This is a genomic window from Larkinella fluvii (genome assembly GCF_051857545.1).
In the GTDB taxonomy this organism is placed as follows: Bacteria; Bacteroidota; Bacteroidia; order Cytophagales; family Spirosomataceae; genus Larkinella.
Map to the genome: position 1 here is coordinate 524811 of NZ_JBPZHB010000007.1, position 16798 is coordinate 541608.

The 16798-nt window shown below is 53.1% G+C and carries 8 protein-coding genes; 2 read left to right on the forward strand and 6 right to left on the reverse strand.

Annotated features, from left to right (window positions below):
* Window positions 1-5: 5 nt before the first annotated feature.
* On the forward strand, window positions 6-1970 hold the full coding sequence (locus tag ACS5NO_RS21230; protein ID WP_439416995.1) for a hybrid sensor histidine kinase/response regulator transcription factor: 1965 nt from the start codon (window positions 6-8) through the stop codon (window positions 1968-1970).
* Window positions 1971-1995: 25 nt separating this feature from the next.
* Here the strand turns inward: ACS5NO_RS21230 and ACS5NO_RS21235 are convergent, their stop codons facing one another.
* Window positions 1996-3855, reverse strand: a complete 1860-nt coding sequence (locus ACS5NO_RS21235; protein ID WP_439416996.1) for an ABC transporter ATP-binding protein — start codon at window positions 3853-3855, stop codon at window positions 1996-1998.
* 126 nt (window positions 3856-3981) lie between these two features.
* Between ACS5NO_RS21235 and ACS5NO_RS21240 the strand changes: the two genes are divergently transcribed.
* Complete coding sequence (locus ACS5NO_RS21240) at window positions 3982-4461, forward strand: low affinity iron permease family protein (protein WP_439416997.1); 480 nt, start codon at window positions 3982-3984, stop codon at window positions 4459-4461.
* A 7-nt stretch (window positions 4462-4468) separates the two neighbouring features.
* Here ACS5NO_RS21240 and ACS5NO_RS21245 read toward each other — a convergent pair whose 3' ends face one another.
* The 5 genes from ACS5NO_RS21245 to ACS5NO_RS21265 are packed head-to-tail and all read right to left on the reverse strand — an operon-like array spanning window position 4469 to window position 16752.
* Entirely contained in the window at window positions 4469-5341 is an 873-nt protein-coding gene (locus ACS5NO_RS21245) for a glycosyltransferase family protein (protein ID WP_439416998.1), read from the reverse strand.
* 10 nt (window positions 5342-5351) lie between these two features.
* Window positions 5352-6275: a PorP/SprF family type IX secretion system membrane protein gene (locus ACS5NO_RS21250; protein WP_439416999.1), complete on the reverse strand. Its 924-nt coding sequence runs from the start codon at window positions 6273-6275 to the stop codon at window positions 5352-5354.
* A 39-nt stretch (window positions 6276-6314) separates the two neighbouring features.
* Complete coding sequence (locus ACS5NO_RS21255; RefSeq protein WP_439417000.1) at window positions 6315-8684, reverse strand: OmpA family protein; 2370 nt, start codon at window positions 8682-8684, stop codon at window positions 6315-6317.
* A 35-nt stretch (window positions 8685-8719) separates the two neighbouring features.
* Complete coding sequence (locus tag ACS5NO_RS21260; RefSeq protein ID WP_439417001.1) at window positions 8720-9709, reverse strand: PorP/SprF family type IX secretion system membrane protein; 990 nt, start codon at window positions 9707-9709, stop codon at window positions 8720-8722.
* Window positions 9710-9714: 5 nt separating this feature from the next.
* Entirely contained in the window at window positions 9715-16752 is a 7038-nt protein-coding gene (locus ACS5NO_RS21265) for a T9SS type B sorting domain-containing protein (RefSeq protein ID WP_439417002.1), read from the reverse strand.
* Window positions 16753-16798: the final 46 nt, after the last annotated feature.

The following is a 16798-nucleotide window of genomic DNA, read 5'->3' on the forward strand; positions in this document are numbered from 1 at the left end:
GATCAATGAAGACCAAAATACTTCTGGTGGATGATGAAGCCGATCTGGAAACCCTCTTTCGGCAACGTTTTCGCCAGACCATTCAGAATGGAACCTACGAGTTTGTATTTGCCCGGGATGGCCGTCAGGCCCTCCTGATTCTGGAACAGCAACCCGACATCGACCTGATTCTGACCGATCTCAATATGCCCGGCATGGACGGTCTAACACTGTTAACCCGTCTTCAGGAGATCAATACGCTGGTGCCCGCGGTCATCCTCACGGCCTACGGCGACATGACCAAAATCCGAACTGCCATGAACCGGGGCGCCTTCGACTTTCTAGCCAAACCCATTGATTTCGAAGACCTTACAACGACCATCGAAAAGAGTAGCCGGTACATTCATCAGTTGCGCGAGACCCACGAATCGAAGGCTGTGGACGCGATGAAAACGCGGTTTTTTACCAATATCACCCACGAATTGCGCACCCCGCTTTCGTTGATCATTTCTCCGGTCGACAAACTGCTGGAAACCGGTGATTTGCCGGATCACCTTCACCCGCCCCTGGTCACCGTCCGCCGGAACGCCCGGCAAATTCTGCGGCTCATCAACCAGTTGATGACGCTCAACCAGCTCGAAGCCCGGCAAATGGACCTGGTCGAACAAGTAGGAGATTTACCCGGTTTTGTGAGCCAACTGGTGGATTTGTTTCGCCCCTCGACGGACGTAAAGAACCTTACTCTGGTCTACGAAACGGATTTTCCCGCTGGTAATTACCGCTTCGATGCGGGCAAGTGGGAGACGATTCTGTTCAACCTGCTGACCAACGCCATTCGGTTTACGTCCGTCGGAGGCATCACGGTTTCACTTCACCAGACGCCAGCCGGGGCGCGTCTGGCCGTACGGGATTCCGGCATCGGCATAACTGCCCACAAGTTGCCGCACGTCTTCGACCGGTATTACCAGGGTGATAATCAGCGCATTCGGGCCAATGACACCACCGGCGTCAGTCTGGCACTGGTGCGCGAACTCACCCTGCGGCTGGGCGGCACCATCCAGGTCGAGAGCAAGATTGAAGGGGGGGCTGAACCGTCGGGAACGGTATTTGTGCTCGAATTGCCCATCCACCGCACGAATAGCGAGGAAGGAATGCCGCCTGTGGAAGCACCCTCGGTAGCGATTGACCTGCCCGCCCGCACCGGGGAGTCGTCCGGTAAAAATCCGACAGGAATTGCCGACCTTCCTCCCCTGGTCTTAGTGGTCGAAGACAATGCCGAACTGCGAGAATTTATGGTGGCCGAACTAGCCACGACCTACCGGGTTCGGTCAGCAGCCAATGGCTATGAAGGCTGGATTTTGGCGAAAGAAGAGCTTCCCGCCATCATTATCACGGATTTGATGATGCCCCGCCTGGACGGCCACGGCCTAATTGAGAAATTAAAGGCCGATCCGGCCACCGACCACATTGCCATTGTATTGCTCTCGTCGAGTGCCGATGAAACGCACCGCCTTCGGGGGCTGACGCTGGGTGCCAATGACTACCTCACCAAGCCATTTCACCTGGGCGAACTTCGGCTGCGTTTGCGCAACCTGCTCATTCATCAGCAACGGTTGCAGGAATATTACCGCCAGCAACTCGCCCAACCCGACAGCGCCACCCCGCTCCTGAGTGTTGGGGACGAGTTTTTGCGCCGGTTATACACTCTCATCGAGCAGCATCTGGATGATTCGACCCTGAGTGTTGAATGGTTGGCCGACGAACTGGCGATGAGTCGAAAAGCCCTTTACTTGAAGGTTCATAACCTGACCCATCTGTCTCCGGTGGAGCTGATCCGGCAATACCGCCTTCGCAAAGCCATCGACCTGCTGCGCCTTGGACACAGTGCGGCCGAAACCGCTTATCTGGTGGGTTTTGAAACGCCCTCGTATTTTACCAAAGTCTTTCGGGAGTTTTACAACCAAACCCCAACTTCGTACCGCAAAGGCTAACGATTTTCATAAACATAAACTTTAGTTACTGATACCCACGCGCCTGTAAATGAAACAGTTCAGCATACCGGCCTGCTTTCTCCAATAGCTCCGTGTGGCTACCGATTTCCAGTAACTGGCCACTTTCCAGCACCAGAATCCGGTCGGCCATTCGGACGGTCGAAAAACGGTGGGAGATGATCACCGCCGTCTTACCTTCCGTCAGACGGGCAAACCGCTGAAAGACTTCATACTCGGCGCGGGCGTCCAGAGCCGCCGTGGGCTCATCCAGAATCAGGACTTCGGCATCCCGCATGTAGGCCCGACCGAGCGCGACTTTCTGCCACTCGCCCCCCGACAATTCCACGCCTTTTCCGAAACTGCGGCCCAGTTGTTGTTCATAACCGCCTGGTAATTTGGCAATCACGGTGTCAGCCAGGCTGCGTTGCGCGGAGTTTTCGATCCGGGGCTGGTTGGTTCGTTCGTCGATGTCGCCCACGGCAATGTTGACACCCGCCGACATTTTGAAGCGGACGTAATCCTGAAAAATCACGCTGATGTTCCGGCGAAGGTCGAGCAGATCATACTCGCGCAGATCATGACCGTCGAGCAAAATCCGCCCTTCCGCCGGATCGTAAAGCCGCGCCAGGAGTTTCACCAGCGTCGTTTTTCCGGCGCCATTTTCGCCTACCAAGGCTAGTTTTTCGCCGGGTGTCAAGGTGAAACTCAGGTTGCGAAGTGCCCAGCGATCCGAATTAGTATACTTAAAACCAACGTTCTCAAACACAAACCCTTTCTGAATTTTCGATGGAAAGGCGAGCGGTTTTTCCGTCGAATGAATGAGCGGTTTTATTTCAAAAAAATCAAAGAGATCCTGCAAATACACGGCTTCCTGCGTCAAACTACTGAATTGTAACAAGATACCCTCCATCGACCCACGAAGCTGCCGGAACGAACCCGCCAGAAACGTCAGGTCACCAATGGAAATACCGCCATTCACTGCCCGCGCCACAATCCAGATGTAGGCACTGTAATACCCTACGGTTCCGATGATGGTTAGCCCCGTTCCCCAGCCCGCCCGCCGTATGGACAGATCCCGGTTTTTCAGGTAATACTGTCCCGAAAGACTCCGAAACCGGTCGATCAGGAAGTTCGACAAACCAAAGATTTTGACCTCTTTCGCCGTTTCGTCACTCGCTCCCACAAAACGCAGGTAGTCGAGTTCGCGCCGTTCGGGCGTCCAGCTTCGTGATAGCGAGTAGCTTTTCTGGTTAAAATAATTGTCGCCAATAAAAGCCGGAATAACCGCCAGGAGCAGCAAAACCAACAGCCACGGATTATAAACCGCCAGGCCTGCCGCCAGAAAACCCACCGAAATCAGTTCCTGCACCTGCCCAAAAACGCCGGACAGCAGGAAGGAACGACCCGTGGTTTGCCGCCGGGCGCGTTCAAGTTTATCGTAAAAAGTAGCATCTTCAAACTGTTCCAGATCGAGCGTTGCCGCGTGTTCCATGAGCCGGACGGACGTTTGGTTGGTGACCAGATCGCCCAGCAAACCGTCGAGCAGACTGGTCAGCCGCCCCAACGCCGTCGATAAAACGGCCAGACCAAACTCAGCTCCGACCAACGTCCAGAGCCATTCAGCATCGCCACCGGTTTGGCCCGACAACCGAATCACTTCGTCAATAATGAGTTTTCCAATGTATAACGTCAGGGCTGGCATGGCCGCCCGAACCAGTCGCACGGCGGCATTGCCCAGAAACAGGGCAGGCGACGCCTGCCAAATCATGCGAAAAAAGGCCGGCAAATTACGGAGTGCCGCAAAACGGTCTTTCCAGGAAAGTTCAGCCTGCCCCTTTTCGCTCTGAATGCGGCCGGGAAAGTCTGGGGTGGGAGTTTTTGCCATAGTAAACATACATTACCCGAATCAAATTGGTTCTTCATACAGCCGGAGTGAGTACCTTACGTTTTTTTTCGGCCTTCTGGCAGTCCGAATCACCAAAACGCATGTCAAAAAATTCCCCAGCTAACCATGAACAAAAAAGGATTTGTGGCCGTATTTGAACACTTCGCTACCGCGGTTACGAAGGCCACGGGCAGTTCAACCGCCTTTCTACTCGCCTTTTTAACCATCATTGTCTGGCTCATTACCGGGCCTCTTTTTGATTATTCCGATACCTGGCAACTGGTAATCAACACCGGTACCACGATCATCACCTTTCTGATGGTATTTCTGATCCAGAAGTCGCAGAACAAGGATTCAATGGCCATTCAACTCAAACTGAATGAGTTGATTGCCTCTCACCACAAAGCCAGCAACCGGCTTCTTAACATTGAAGATTTGTCGGAAGATGAACTGGTTACCCTGCATCGTTTTTACGGGGTTCTGGTTGAAAAAGCGAAAAAAGAGAACAAGGTGACGGAATCGCATTCGGTGGAAGAAGCGGAGGAATTACACCAGGAAAAAATGCAGAATCAGGGAAAGGACAAGACCGGAAAGAAAAACATATAGACTTGACTTACAACAACTTATAATTTCGGTATTCGCCTATTCGCCAGCCGGTCAGGTTTTCAATGGCTTTTAGGAAGCGGTTTTTAAACGAGAGTTTCTTCTGCCGAATGTCGAAATCGAACTGCCAGTTCATTCGCTCGATCCGGGCCTGCATGACTGCCGGGTGTGTGCCTTCAAACAGGGCCAGGGAGTCTACCCCCCGGTAGTCAAATCCTTTGAGTTCTTTGCGGGACTGGGCCATTTGCTCGTCGTTGTGCCAGTATCGACCGAAGTTGCTGAGTTTGTCGGCTTGCCGGTCGGGCGGTTTTACCCAACCGTAGTGATACACCGTGGCATCAAGAAGTTTTACGTTGAGCTTTCGGTTGTCGCGGGTCCGAAAACCCTGTGCATCCCGGTAAGCCACCACGTTGCCGTTGTTGCGAATGATGCGAACCTCCCGGCGATACCACCGGCGCGAGTCCCCCACATACCGATACGAACCGTAGAAGTGCTGGTAGTTGAGTAACAATCCTTCCACCTGCGCATCCTCTTTGTATGTTTTCATCGCATCCCGAATGGCTGGCAGGTATTTTTCGTGCACCACTTCGTCGCCCTGAATGTAAAACGCCCAGTCGGAATCCGGGGCAATTGCGGCCAGGGCTTTATCGGTTTCAACCGCCAGCACGCGTCCGCCTTCGCGCAGCGAATCGTCCCAAACGGTTTCAATGATCCGAATTTTATCCGATTGGATCGACTGAATCAGGCTCAACGTCTGGTCCTCGGAACGCCCGACCGCAATCACAAACTCGTCGCACAGCGGGAGAATGGACTGAATGGCTTCCACAATCGGGTAATCGTATTGCAGGGCGTTGCGGATGAAACTAAAACCGGAAACCTTCATAGCCATCCGCTTACTGGTATCTGAATTTGGTCGGACTCGGCGTAAACCGAAACATAATTTCGTGGACGCTTTTCTGAATGTAAAAGGGGTTTTCAACCTGCTTGCTGCTCAGCGAATAGCCCACCCGAATGCTCCTCGATAGTTCATATTCGGCCAGAGCCACAAAATAGTTCATGGTCGTAAACAGGGTGCTGTTGTTAGCCCGGTAGGAAACGCCCAATCCCAGTTTTTCTTCAATCCAGACTCTGGCGTTCAGGTCGATTCCAAGGGGATAGCCGGTTTGTTGGGTGAGTAGAATGGAAGGAAGGAAATCGACGCCTTCACTTGCAGCGATGCGTCCACCGAAATTAATGAACAAGGGGCGCTGGTAGCGAATGGATGCATTCTGACCAGTTCCCAACATAATCGGTCGGTTCACCAACTCGGGCATCGACACGCCGGCCCAAAACCGTTCGGCTTCGTAATACGCCCCGGCACCAACGCTCGGCATGGCTTTGTTAATTCCCGTGCTGCTGGCCGGATCGTAAATGGGAATGACGTTGATTCCGCCCGAAGCACCAAAAGACAGTTTCGCCATGGACGGCAACGTGATTCGATAGGCCAGACTGCCATAAAAACCGGTGGCTGAATAAAGTCCCATCCGATCATTCAACGCCTGAAACCCAATGGACACTTTGCCACCCGACAGCGCGCCATCAGCTCCGAACGACTGCGTGATGCGGTTGAAACCCTGTCCCTGGAGTCCAAACCACTTCCGTCGAAAAATGGCTGACATCGTTAGATCTTCCCGGCTCCCGGCGTAAGCAGGATTGATAGTCAGTGGGTTACTCAGATATTGGGCGTAAAGAACTTCGCGTTGCGCCAGAACCGCCTGGCTTCCGGCCGTGACAAAGGCGATGAGGAGGATTAATTTCAAGACGAGCGGTCGAATCATTCACAGGGCGTGTTGGGTGTACGAAAGTACAAAGTAAAGCTATTCAACCTGAAGTATCTTAATTTCTGTTCGCCGATTGCGCTGATGTTCGGCTTCCGTACACTTCACGCCGTCTTTGCACGTGTTCAGCAACACGCCTTCGCCGTATCCGGTCGCTTTCATTCGGCGGGATGCGATGCCGTTTTTCCGCAAATAGGTCACAGCCCCCATCGCCCGGTTCATCGACAGCGTGATGTTATACACCGCTGATCCCCGGCTATCGGTATGTGACCGCATCTCGATTCGCATCGCTGGGTATTTTTTCATCAAGGCGACCAGTTTATCCATTTCGAGCGCAGCATCCGGTCGAATATCCCATTTATCGAGGTCGTAGTAGATGTTATCGATTTCAATAATATCGCCCTGGCGAAACATCGTCAGTTCCGTGGTGGCATTGGCGACCGGCGAAATACGGGCTCCGGTGGTGCCCATGCAATCTTTCAGGGCCTCGACGATGTATTCACAACCGGGATCGACCAAAAATTCATAACTACCATCCGGCCCGGTTACCATTTCCAAAACCGTGCTATCGCACAGGTTACGTAAAATCACTTCGACGCCATCGATGGGCAACCGTTCTGTATGGGTCAAAATCCGCCCCCGCACCTTGGATTTCAACGGTTGCTTAGGGTGTATCGGGACTGTGTCCAGCGGTATTTCCAATCGCAGGGGCTGATCGTCGGATAATCCTTTAGTCGAAAACCCCAACAGGCTGGACTGATAACCCGTCATGGCCGCAGTGATCCTAAAATCACTTTCCGGGTCCAGGCAAATCCGGATGTTGCCTTCGCCGTCGGTCTGGGTTTGCCGCTTTCCATCCTGAACGTCTTTCTGATTCAGGTCAAGCCGGGCATTTCCGAGGGGTTGTTTGGTCTGATTGTCAAACACGTGGATGGTCAGTTCACGGCAGGCATACAGGGAGCCCTCCCGCTTAAAACGGTAAATATCGTCGTCGCTCCCGCCCCGCAACCGGTTGCTGCTGAGATACCCCAACATTCGGGCACCATCGGTGACGATACCGAAGTCGTCTTTCGAAGAATTGAGTGGTTCGCCAATATTCTGCACCGATTTCACCGCCGTTTGGTCGGTCAGTTGAGCATAAAAAATATCCAGATCGCCCAAACCGGGATGACCGTCGGACGAGAAGTACAGGTTGCCCCGGTCGTCGACAAACGGGAACATTTCGTTTCCTTTGGTATTGATGTCTTTGCCTAAATTGAGCGGCTCCGACCATTTTCCGTCCTTTAGGCTGGAGACGTACAAATCCGTTCCCCCAAAACCGCCGGGACGGTCCGACGCAAAAAACAGCATTTTATCGTTCGGGCTCAAAGCCGGATGCCCGGTTGAATAGTCGTCGTTGTTGAAGGGTAATTCCTGCGCTTCTCCCCAGGAACCTTTCTGTTCTTCAGCCACATACAGCTTTAGTTTGTTGATCCCGTCGGCGCTCTCCCGGTATTTCCCCTTGTTGAAGTTGTTGCGGGTAAAGAATACTTTCGACCCATCTTTCGTAAACGCCACGGGGCCTTCGTGGTACTTGGTGTTCAGAGTTCCTCCAAACCGTTTGGTTTCCGATGAACTCTCCGTTGCGTATTGCCCTGCGGCTCCCATGCTGAAACCCACCGTCCGGCTGTCATTGGCCGTGGGATCGGTATAGTCATCTTCGCCCAGCGTTCGCGGATTCTTCGCCCGTTTTTTTCGCTGACTGGCCGACGCCCCGCCCAAACTGGCTACGGTTTCACCCTTGAAAGCCGCTTCCGGCATATAATAAAGATCCAGGAAAGCCGAATGATCCCAGCTAAAAACGCGCTTCAATGCATTTCCCGGCCTTTTGGACGTCACAAAAACCAGCCCTTCCTTGTAATACATCGGGCTGAATTCCGCCTGGGTGGTGTTGATTTCCAGAAATTCTATCTTATAATTCCCGGGATTACGGGACAGGATACTAACGTCATTGTAGAGTTTGGAAAACTGTTTTCCACGCTGGTCATCCTGCTGGAGTTTGCTGTAGCGGTCATAAATTTCCTGCGACTCCTGGTATTTGCCATTACTGGCCAATGCCTGTGCGTAGTAAAGGTAACAGGGCACATATTCGTTCTGGTATTGCTTCAGTTGGCCAATCAGAATCCGGTACACCCGTTCGGCGTTTTGGGTATCCCGAACCTGCCGGTAACTGTAGCCCAGTTTCGACAACGTAGCCAGTCGCTCTTCTTCCGACAATTCGGAACGGTTCAGCGTTTGCTCATACAGGTCGATGGCCGTTCTGTAAGACAGATTATCGAATTGGCGATCCGCCTGCCTGAGCAACGCCTGCGCCCTTACTGACCCGACAACGCAAGCGACCAGACAACATAGCAGGTAAAAACAGCGCATGGTTTGGGAAAATTTGGCAGCGGTTCCGGTCGATACTAGAAATACCGGGGCGTTAGAATTTTGTTTTTACCAAAGCCGAGTTCATACCGAATCATGATTTCGTGGGAAGGCAGCTTGAAGGTTTTCAGTTTATTCAGCATCTGATCGTACGCGTAGCCCAGACGCAACTGGTCCGACAATTGCACTTCGACAATGCCAACAATCGCATCCTGATTATAGACTTCGCCATTATCCAGGGCACTTTCGTAGCTGTTAAACTGATTCCGGCGGTAGGACGTACCGATGGATATTCGATCCGCAATCCAGAGGTTCAGGTTTCCATCGATGCCCAGCGGAGCGCCTTCCACGTATTTCACCAGGGTGGAGGGCTTCAGTTTCAATACCGGACTCAAGCGAACGACAAAACCGGCCACGGCGTAGGCATGACGACGCTGCGTGGCTTTTTGCAAGCCAGAACTATAATCCGTCAGGCGATTTTTAATCAACTGGGGTACCGAAACGCCAATATAGGATCTGTCGTTGCTCAGGTAAATACCGGTACCAAAGTTGGGTAGAATTTTAGAGATGTTCTGCGCAAAAGCCGGATCATCCCCCCGATCGGTTACGACTTTAGAAAGGTCCGCCTGAAAGCTGCTCGCGCCCGCCTGAATCCCCAGTCCCAGGGTCGAACGGCTCCCCACTTTGATCCGAAATGCGTATGAGGCATAAGCGCCGGTGGTGCTGTATTCACCGATCCGGTCGTTGAACAATTGCAAACCCAACCCAATCCGCTCGCGGTTGACGGGCATATCGATGGTGAAGGTGGTGGTCTGCGGGGCGCCTTCAATACCACCCCACTGGTTCCGATACAACGCGGTCATACTCAACACATCGCGACTCCCGGCATAAGCGGGATTCATGGCCATCATATTGAACATATACTGCGAAAACATGTGGTCCTGCTGTGCCTGAACCTGGCTACCTCCGGTTATACCAACCAGCAGTAGTGTTACTTTTCCGAGCTTTCTGGTAAAATTGCGTATCATTGTTTTTAGCGATTAATCGTCATGTATCGTATAAACTTGCGGCCATCGCTCAACTCAACGATGTAGAAATAAGTACCATCCGGTAATCCTTTCGAACTCGAGCCAATCCGCACCCCGGTATTGGTCGATCCGTCCCAGTCGTTCTTGTAATCGTGGTTCCGGTACACCGTGTTTCCCCAACGGTTGAACACTTCCAGAATGACCGTGGCACCACCCGTATTTCGAATGACAAACAGATCATTGATATTATCCCCGTTGGGAGAGAATCCTTCCGGAATCATCACTTCGTTGGTATTCGGATTGAAACTCAAGGGGGTTGCCACGCGTTCGTCGGCTTCCGTCGGATCATTGTTTCCATTCAAATCCGGTTCAAAACCATCGGTCGAGGTATCGCTGACGGTATCGGCTCCCGCTATGGCTTTCGCATACACGGTATTGAGATACGGTGTCGTCCGGCCGTCGGTTTTCACATTCAGGGTCAGCAAGAGGGTGTCGCTCTTCCCAGCCGCCAGGTTGCTTCCTGTTGCCAAAAGGGCAGCGTCGGCATCACCGTTGAAACTGCTGTTGCTTTGCAAACCGCTTCCCGCTGCAATAACCGGTGTTCCAACCACGCTGTAGGTCGCTCCGGTGGTGGTATTGAACACCTCCGATAATTGATCGCTCACCTGTACGTCCGTGAAGTCCGTCGATCCGTAGTTCTTCACAATAATCTGGTACGTCACGTTGTAGCTGCCATCGGTTTGCCGCGTCGTGTCCTTCACGGCCATCGCTACTCCAATATTCGGTGTCACTGGCAAGCCGAGAAGGGTCACTGCGGTTGGCGTATTGTTATTTCTGGGATCAAGGTCATTGTCCGGATCAACATTGGAACCAGCCGTCGAGGTGTCGGTCAGCATCGTACTGCCATTGAGCGTAACCGCATTGGCAATGGCACTATTGTGGTAGACATTTTTCGGGCTGTTGCGGACATCGACCCGTACGGTCAGGTTGACACTGCGGGAGGCTCCTCTCGGCAAGGTACTCAGGGAGTCGACCAAAAGATGAGTCAACATTCCCTGACCCGTATACGTCGAGTCCACCGTCAGACCAGCCTCCGCGGTCAGGGTTGGCTTACCGGGACCGATCAAAACATCGTTGCCGAAGGTTTCGGTCAGGTTATCAACGACCTGAACATTCTTCAAATCATCCGAGCCGAGGTTCGTCAGCTTAATGGTATAGGTGACGTTATAGACGCCCGATCCCAGGTCTTCCAGTTTGCTTACCGATTTGGCTACGCCCAGCAGAGAAGGCGGCAGATCGAACCGGAATCCGGTGGGTACGCTCCCGATGGGTGCCGGGTTAAACCCGTTGTTTGACAAATCCTTCACGAGTGAATCCGCGTGAATCCCTGTCCCAACGACCTGTGTATAGAACGGACCCAACTCACCGGTGGGTTTAACATTGATCGTCACCAGAACCGTGTCTGAGGCACCAGCCGCCAGGCTGCTGTTGGCTCCATCCAGCAGAGATGACAGATCATTGCCGTTGTAATTGGCGTTCGGTTTCAGCGTGCTTCCGGCACCAACTATCGGTGGACTCACCACACTGTAGGAAACCGGGGCCGTAAAGCCTGACACCAGACTATCGGACAGTTGCACCTGCTTCAGGTCAGCCGTGCCGTAATTTTTAACGGTTACTTTCAGCGTGACGTTGTAACTGCTGTCGGCTTGCTGAACGATGTTCGTTACGGCCAGGGCAACGCCGATCGGCGACGGTGGTGCCGAGTCAAATTTGCCCGGAGTCGATTCGCTGTTGTTATTCGGGTTGCCATCATGGTCAGGATCGGCGCTGGCTCCGTTTGTCGAAGCGTCGTTGACCTCCAATTCGTTGAGCTTCGCCAGCAAGTAAGCCTTGTTCAGGAACGTCTTTGTCAGGCTGCCATCCGGGTGAAGCCGGACATTAACCTTCAACAGAATGTGCTCCGTTGCGCCTGCCCTGACGACACTTCCGCTGTTCAGAAGTTGCGTATTACCAACCCAGCCCGAGTAGCCTAAGTTCAATTTGAGCGATGAGGCCGGATCGACGGAGGCCGCGACGGATTCAATGACATGAGGATCGAAGACCGACTGAACGTCATCCGTCACCTGAACCTGCGTAGCATCCTGGTCACTGTAATTGGTGATGGCCAGGTCGTAGGTAAACTCAAACAAGGTTTCCTCTTTCTGTTGTACGCCTTTAAGTGCTTTTGCCAGCCCCACTTTCATCGCCAGCGTCGGCGTATAGTCCTCGATAATAATGGAGGCTTTGTTATTGGTCAAAATCGGATCCAACTGGTCGAGGTACGTAATTTCTACCAGATTGGCAATCGGCCCTTTGGTTAGAACGCGAACGGAATAGTAGTAAGTGATTTCTTCATTCGCCGAAAGCACCGGAATCCAGGCCCCAAGGTGGCCGTGGGCATCGACCACCAGATTACCCGGTGATACCAGTTCCAAGCCGGTCGGCAGAATAATCCGGATGTCGCTGTGCGTGGCCGGGCATGCTCCTTTGTTGCCCAGCTTGACGGCAAACGTCACCACCTCTCCCACTTTCGGATGCTCCTTGTCGACCGTGTAGGTGACATATAGATCGGACCGGCAAGTGTCCGTCGTGCAGTCAAAGATGGCAACATCGATCATGGTCGACGCACTATAACAGCCCGCATTGCTACGCTCGAACGCATAGAACACCCCGCGACCGACCGAATCCGGCCGCATCACAACCGGAGAGGCCGGGTTGTCCGCAATGTGGAATTCAAATTCACCACCGGGTGTAAACGGATCGTTTTCAACCAGTTTGACCAGATCTACGGTAGATCCCGGACAGGTATTCCTGGCCATCATCGGCGCAATCGGCGATTCGATCGGCGCTTTAACCGTTACCGCCACTTCTTCGGAAGGAATTGACGTACAGCCTTTGCTATCGACCAACTGGACGGAGTAGGTACCGCTGGTTTTTACAAGAATACTCTGCGTTGTGGCCTTCGTATTCCAAAGGTATTTATAACCGTCGGGCAAAGCACGCAACAAGACGGAATCTCCGTTGCATACGACCGCGCTCACAGGCTCAATGGTTGGCTGAACCTTCAGGCCCTCAATCGTCAGTTTTAGCGTTGACTGGGCCGCCTGACAGGAACCGGTTCCATCGGGGTCATTCGTAGTGAACGTCAGGTTAACAAACCCGGCATTGACGTCCGCCAGGGACGGTTTGTAGGTTGCGTCCAGTAAAGATGCGTTGTCAAACGTACCTGACCCACTGGTTGTCCAAACCGCGCTGGTGGCAGCCCCGCCAATGACGCCATTCAGCTTGTATTCTTTTGCGGAACAGATAGTAGCATCCGGACCCGCCGATGCCGTTGCCGGACTGGTCTTACAAAGATCAACGTCGTTGCAATTGATAATGACCACCATAACCGGACTTGCCACACTGTAGCACCCGGTTGCCGTTTTCTCGACAACATAATAGGCGCCAGCCTCAACCGACTTCGGATTCGGCACCTTACTGGCCGGATCGGGTGTGGCACTGGTATAGAACTCAAACACACTGCCGCTCTGCGACACCGGACTGCTGGTTGCTTTCGTTAAATCGGCCGTAGCAAAGGGGCATTGGTTCGTCAGGTTAACAACCTGCGGTTTTGCCACTTTCGGATAAACCGATATCGTCAGTTCATTCGATTTCCCACTTTTGCAATCATTAGATGTGGTACAGATGGCCGAGTAGGTAGCCGTTGCGTCGGGAGATAGGAGCAGTACAGAACCGACCTGATTATTAGACCAGATCACCGTTCCATCCGGGCAACCGGCTGCGGTCAGTGTCACGGCACCGCCTAAGCATACGTTTGTCGTGCTTGCCGTAATGGTTGGCGAAACCGGGGCACCTACTTTTACCCTACTCAGCGGTGATTTCTCACTGACACAACTGCCCAACGAACACGTGGCCCAGTAATCGGTTGAACTTCCCGGCTGAATCTCGATGCTGGCTCCTGTTCCACCCGTCGACCAGGTTACGGTACCCAGACATCCAACAGCAGTCAGTTGCGCCGTTTCGCCCGGGCAAAGTGTCTGCTTATCGATTGCAATTGTTGGCGGATTAAGCGTGACGACCGATACACTAATGGCATTTGAAACCACACTTTTACATTCCTCATTCAACTGACAGATGGCGGTGAAGGGGCGGTTTCCGGTAATGTTGTTGATGGTTATACTGTTCCCCGTTTCACCATTCGACCAGATGACCGTACCGTTCGTACACCCGGTAGCCGTCAGCGTAACGGAACCGCCGAAGCAAACTGCTGGCGTCGTTGCGGAAACCTGTGGGGCCGGAACGTCGCATTCTCCCTTGATTTTGACAATGACCGGAGTCGGTTCGCTCAAACAACTCTTGATCTTGCAGTGTGCGTAATAACTGGTCGTTGTCGTAGGGTTCACTTCGATGCTGCTACCCGTCGCTCCTGTCGACCAGATAATCTGACCACCCGCGCAACCGGTAGCAGACAACGTAACCGTTTCGCCCGGTTCGATTTCCGTTTTAGAAGCCCAGACGACCGGAGAAGCTGGCGTGTTGACGACCACGGTATACGCTTCGGAAGGAGGACTCGTGCAGGGGTTGTTCTGGCAAACTACCGTATAAACCGTTGTCTCAGTCGGAGAAACCAGAATGCTGGTGGTTGTTGCGCCATTCGACCACACGGGGACGCCGGTGCAACCTTCCACCGTTAGGCGAATTTCATCGCCGACACAAATGTGACCATCCGTACATTTACAAACCCGGATCGTTGGTTTAGCTGGAGTATTGACCTGTACCGTCACTTTCGCGGGCGTTCCATTACAGCCAGTACTCATTTTGCAGGCTGCGTAGTATTCGGTCGTCTGCGCTGGATTCACCACCAGGCTGTTGCCCGTCGCATTCGTCGACCAGATTACCGTTCCGCCATCGCAACCCGACGCCGTCAATGTGACTGGCTGACCCTGGCAGATGAGCGTTGCGGATGCCGTAACCGTTGGCGTTGGCGCGTTGCTGTTGGTAACATTAATGGTGATGGCATTTGACGCGACACTGCTGCAATTGTATTCTTTACACTGAGCGGTGTAGGTGGTGGTTGCTCCCGGCATAACCGTAAGGCTATTGCCCGTCGAGCCATTCGACCAAACAACCTGTCCACCCATACAACCTTCTGCCGTCAGGGTAACGACCTCACCTGCACAGATCAGCGTCTTGTCCGACTTGATAATGGGAGCCGCCGGATTGACAACCGTCACTGAAAGGGGCTGAGACGGATCGCTCGAACAATTTCCTACTTTGCAGGTAGCCCGATACGTAACGTTACTGGTTGGTATGACGCTGACACTGGAACCGGTCGCATTGTGAGACCAGATTACCGTTCCGGAGCATCCCATAGCGGTCAATTGTACCGAACCGCCCAGACAAACTACGTCAGCGCTGATGTCGACCTGCGGAGGCTGTGGCTTCACAACTGTAATGGTATAGACATCCGACACCTGACTGATACAGGAACCCTGCTTACAGACTACCGTGTAGGAAGTGGTTTCGTTTGGTGCCACAACAATCGTTGCCGTTGTCTCACCCGTCGACCACATCGGAATGCCAGTGCAATTTGAAACTGTCAGAACGGCATTCTCTCCTGGACATACGGTGTTGGTACTGCTGCTTATGTGCGGTCTCGGCATTGGACCTGTTCGGATTGTTATGCCCGGCGAGGGTCGACTGATGCAATTGTGAATGCGGCAATTGGCGTAATACGTCGTTGGGCCATCCGGCGTAATGGTTAGCTCCGACCCGGTTGCTCCCGTTGACCAGATCACTTTCCCTTCACAGCCGGTAGCGGTCAGGCTCACCGTCCCCCCAGCACAAACCTCAAAAGCTTTGGCCAAAATTATTGGTGGTTTGGGGTCAGAAACACGGATCACAATCGCTTTCGAAGGCGCACTGATACAGTTCGGCAATTGACACTGGGCGGTGTAGGTCGTTGATGTAAAAGGTGATACGATGAGACTTTGTCCCGTAGCACCTGTCGACCAAACAATAACTCCCGCACAATCAGATGCGTGCAATTCAACGGCATCGCCCGGACAAATGTCAGTGGTCGTACACGTTAGGGTCGGAGTTGGTGCTACGCAGGTTGCACACTCAACTCCAGTGATGGTCACACTTTCCGATGCTGGACTTTGGCAGCCATTTACGGTTTGTGTTACGGAATAAACCAAACTCCCGACAACCGACGGGGTAACGGTTACTACAGAACCCGTTGGCGACGACAAGCCGGAGCCTGTCCACTGGAAGCTGGCCCCGTTAACACCGGTGGCCGTTAGGGTTACGGTTCCACCCAAACAACTGGTTACAGAAGGCGAAACTGAAATCTGCGGTTTTTCCGGTAAGCCTGGATTCACCAACGTTGTCGTCAGCGGCTCACCGCTACAACCACCTACTGAAACCGTGAGGCTATACGATCCAGCGGTGAGAGCGTTTAAAGTAAATTGTCCATTACCACCCGCATTCATGGTTTGGGTTACCACCTCGCCATTGTCCCGTTTGTAATTGACTACATAGGCTTGATTGGCAGTCAGATTTCCGATCGTAATACTTCCATCATTGTTACCCGTACAGGAGGTTGGATTGGTAGTTGTCACCAAGCTCACCACCGGTACAGGATTCACCGTTACCGTGACGGTTTTGGTTACACTGCACCCCGCCCCGTCGGTGATCACCACCGTATACGTACTCGTCGTTGTCAGGTTCGATACCGTTACACTGCTGCCGCTGCCCAAACCGCCACTCCATTGATAACTCACACTTCCTACCGCATTGCTGGCTGAAGCCGTCAGCACCACACTGCCGCCCGAACATACTGCCGTCTGGGATGCCGTCAGGGTGCCCGACAGACTGCACGGCACCGTCGGACAAACGCCCACCACCACCGGCGTGCTACCCACCGCCGTACAACCACTGCCGCTGGTCACCGTCACACTGTAGGTGCCATTGTTAGCACTCGTCGCATTATTGATCACCGGATTCTGCTGATTGCTCGAATAGCCGTTGGGGCCTTTCCACAGA

What these genes read in the sequence shown, in the direction of transcription:
- ACS5NO_RS21235 (WP_439416996.1), bottom strand. Translation starts at nt 3,855, where the DNA reads ATGGCAAAAACTCCCACCCCAGACTTTCCCGGCCGCATTCAGAGCGAA.
- ACS5NO_RS21260 (WP_439417001.1), bottom strand. Translation starts at nt 9,709, where the DNA reads ATGATACGCAATTTTACCAGAAAGCTCGGAAAAGTAACACTACTGCTG.
- ACS5NO_RS21240 (WP_439416997.1), top strand. Translation starts at nt 3,982, where the DNA reads ATGAACAAAAAAGGATTTGTGGCCGTATTTGAACACTTCGCTACCGCG.
- ACS5NO_RS21245 (WP_439416998.1), bottom strand. Translation starts at nt 5,341, where the DNA reads ATGAAGGTTTCCGGTTTTAGTTTCATCCGCAACGCCCTGCAATACGAT.
- ACS5NO_RS21255 (WP_439417000.1), bottom strand. Translation starts at nt 8,684, where the DNA reads ATGCGCTGTTTTTACCTGCTATGTTGTCTGGTCGCTTGCGTTGTCGGG.
- ACS5NO_RS21250 (WP_439416999.1), bottom strand. Translation starts at nt 6,275, where the DNA reads ATGATTCGACCGCTCGTCTTGAAATTAATCCTCCTCATCGCCTTTGTC.
- ACS5NO_RS21230 (WP_439416995.1), top strand. Translation starts at nt 6, where the DNA reads ATGAAGACCAAAATACTTCTGGTGGATGATGAAGCCGATCTGGAAACC.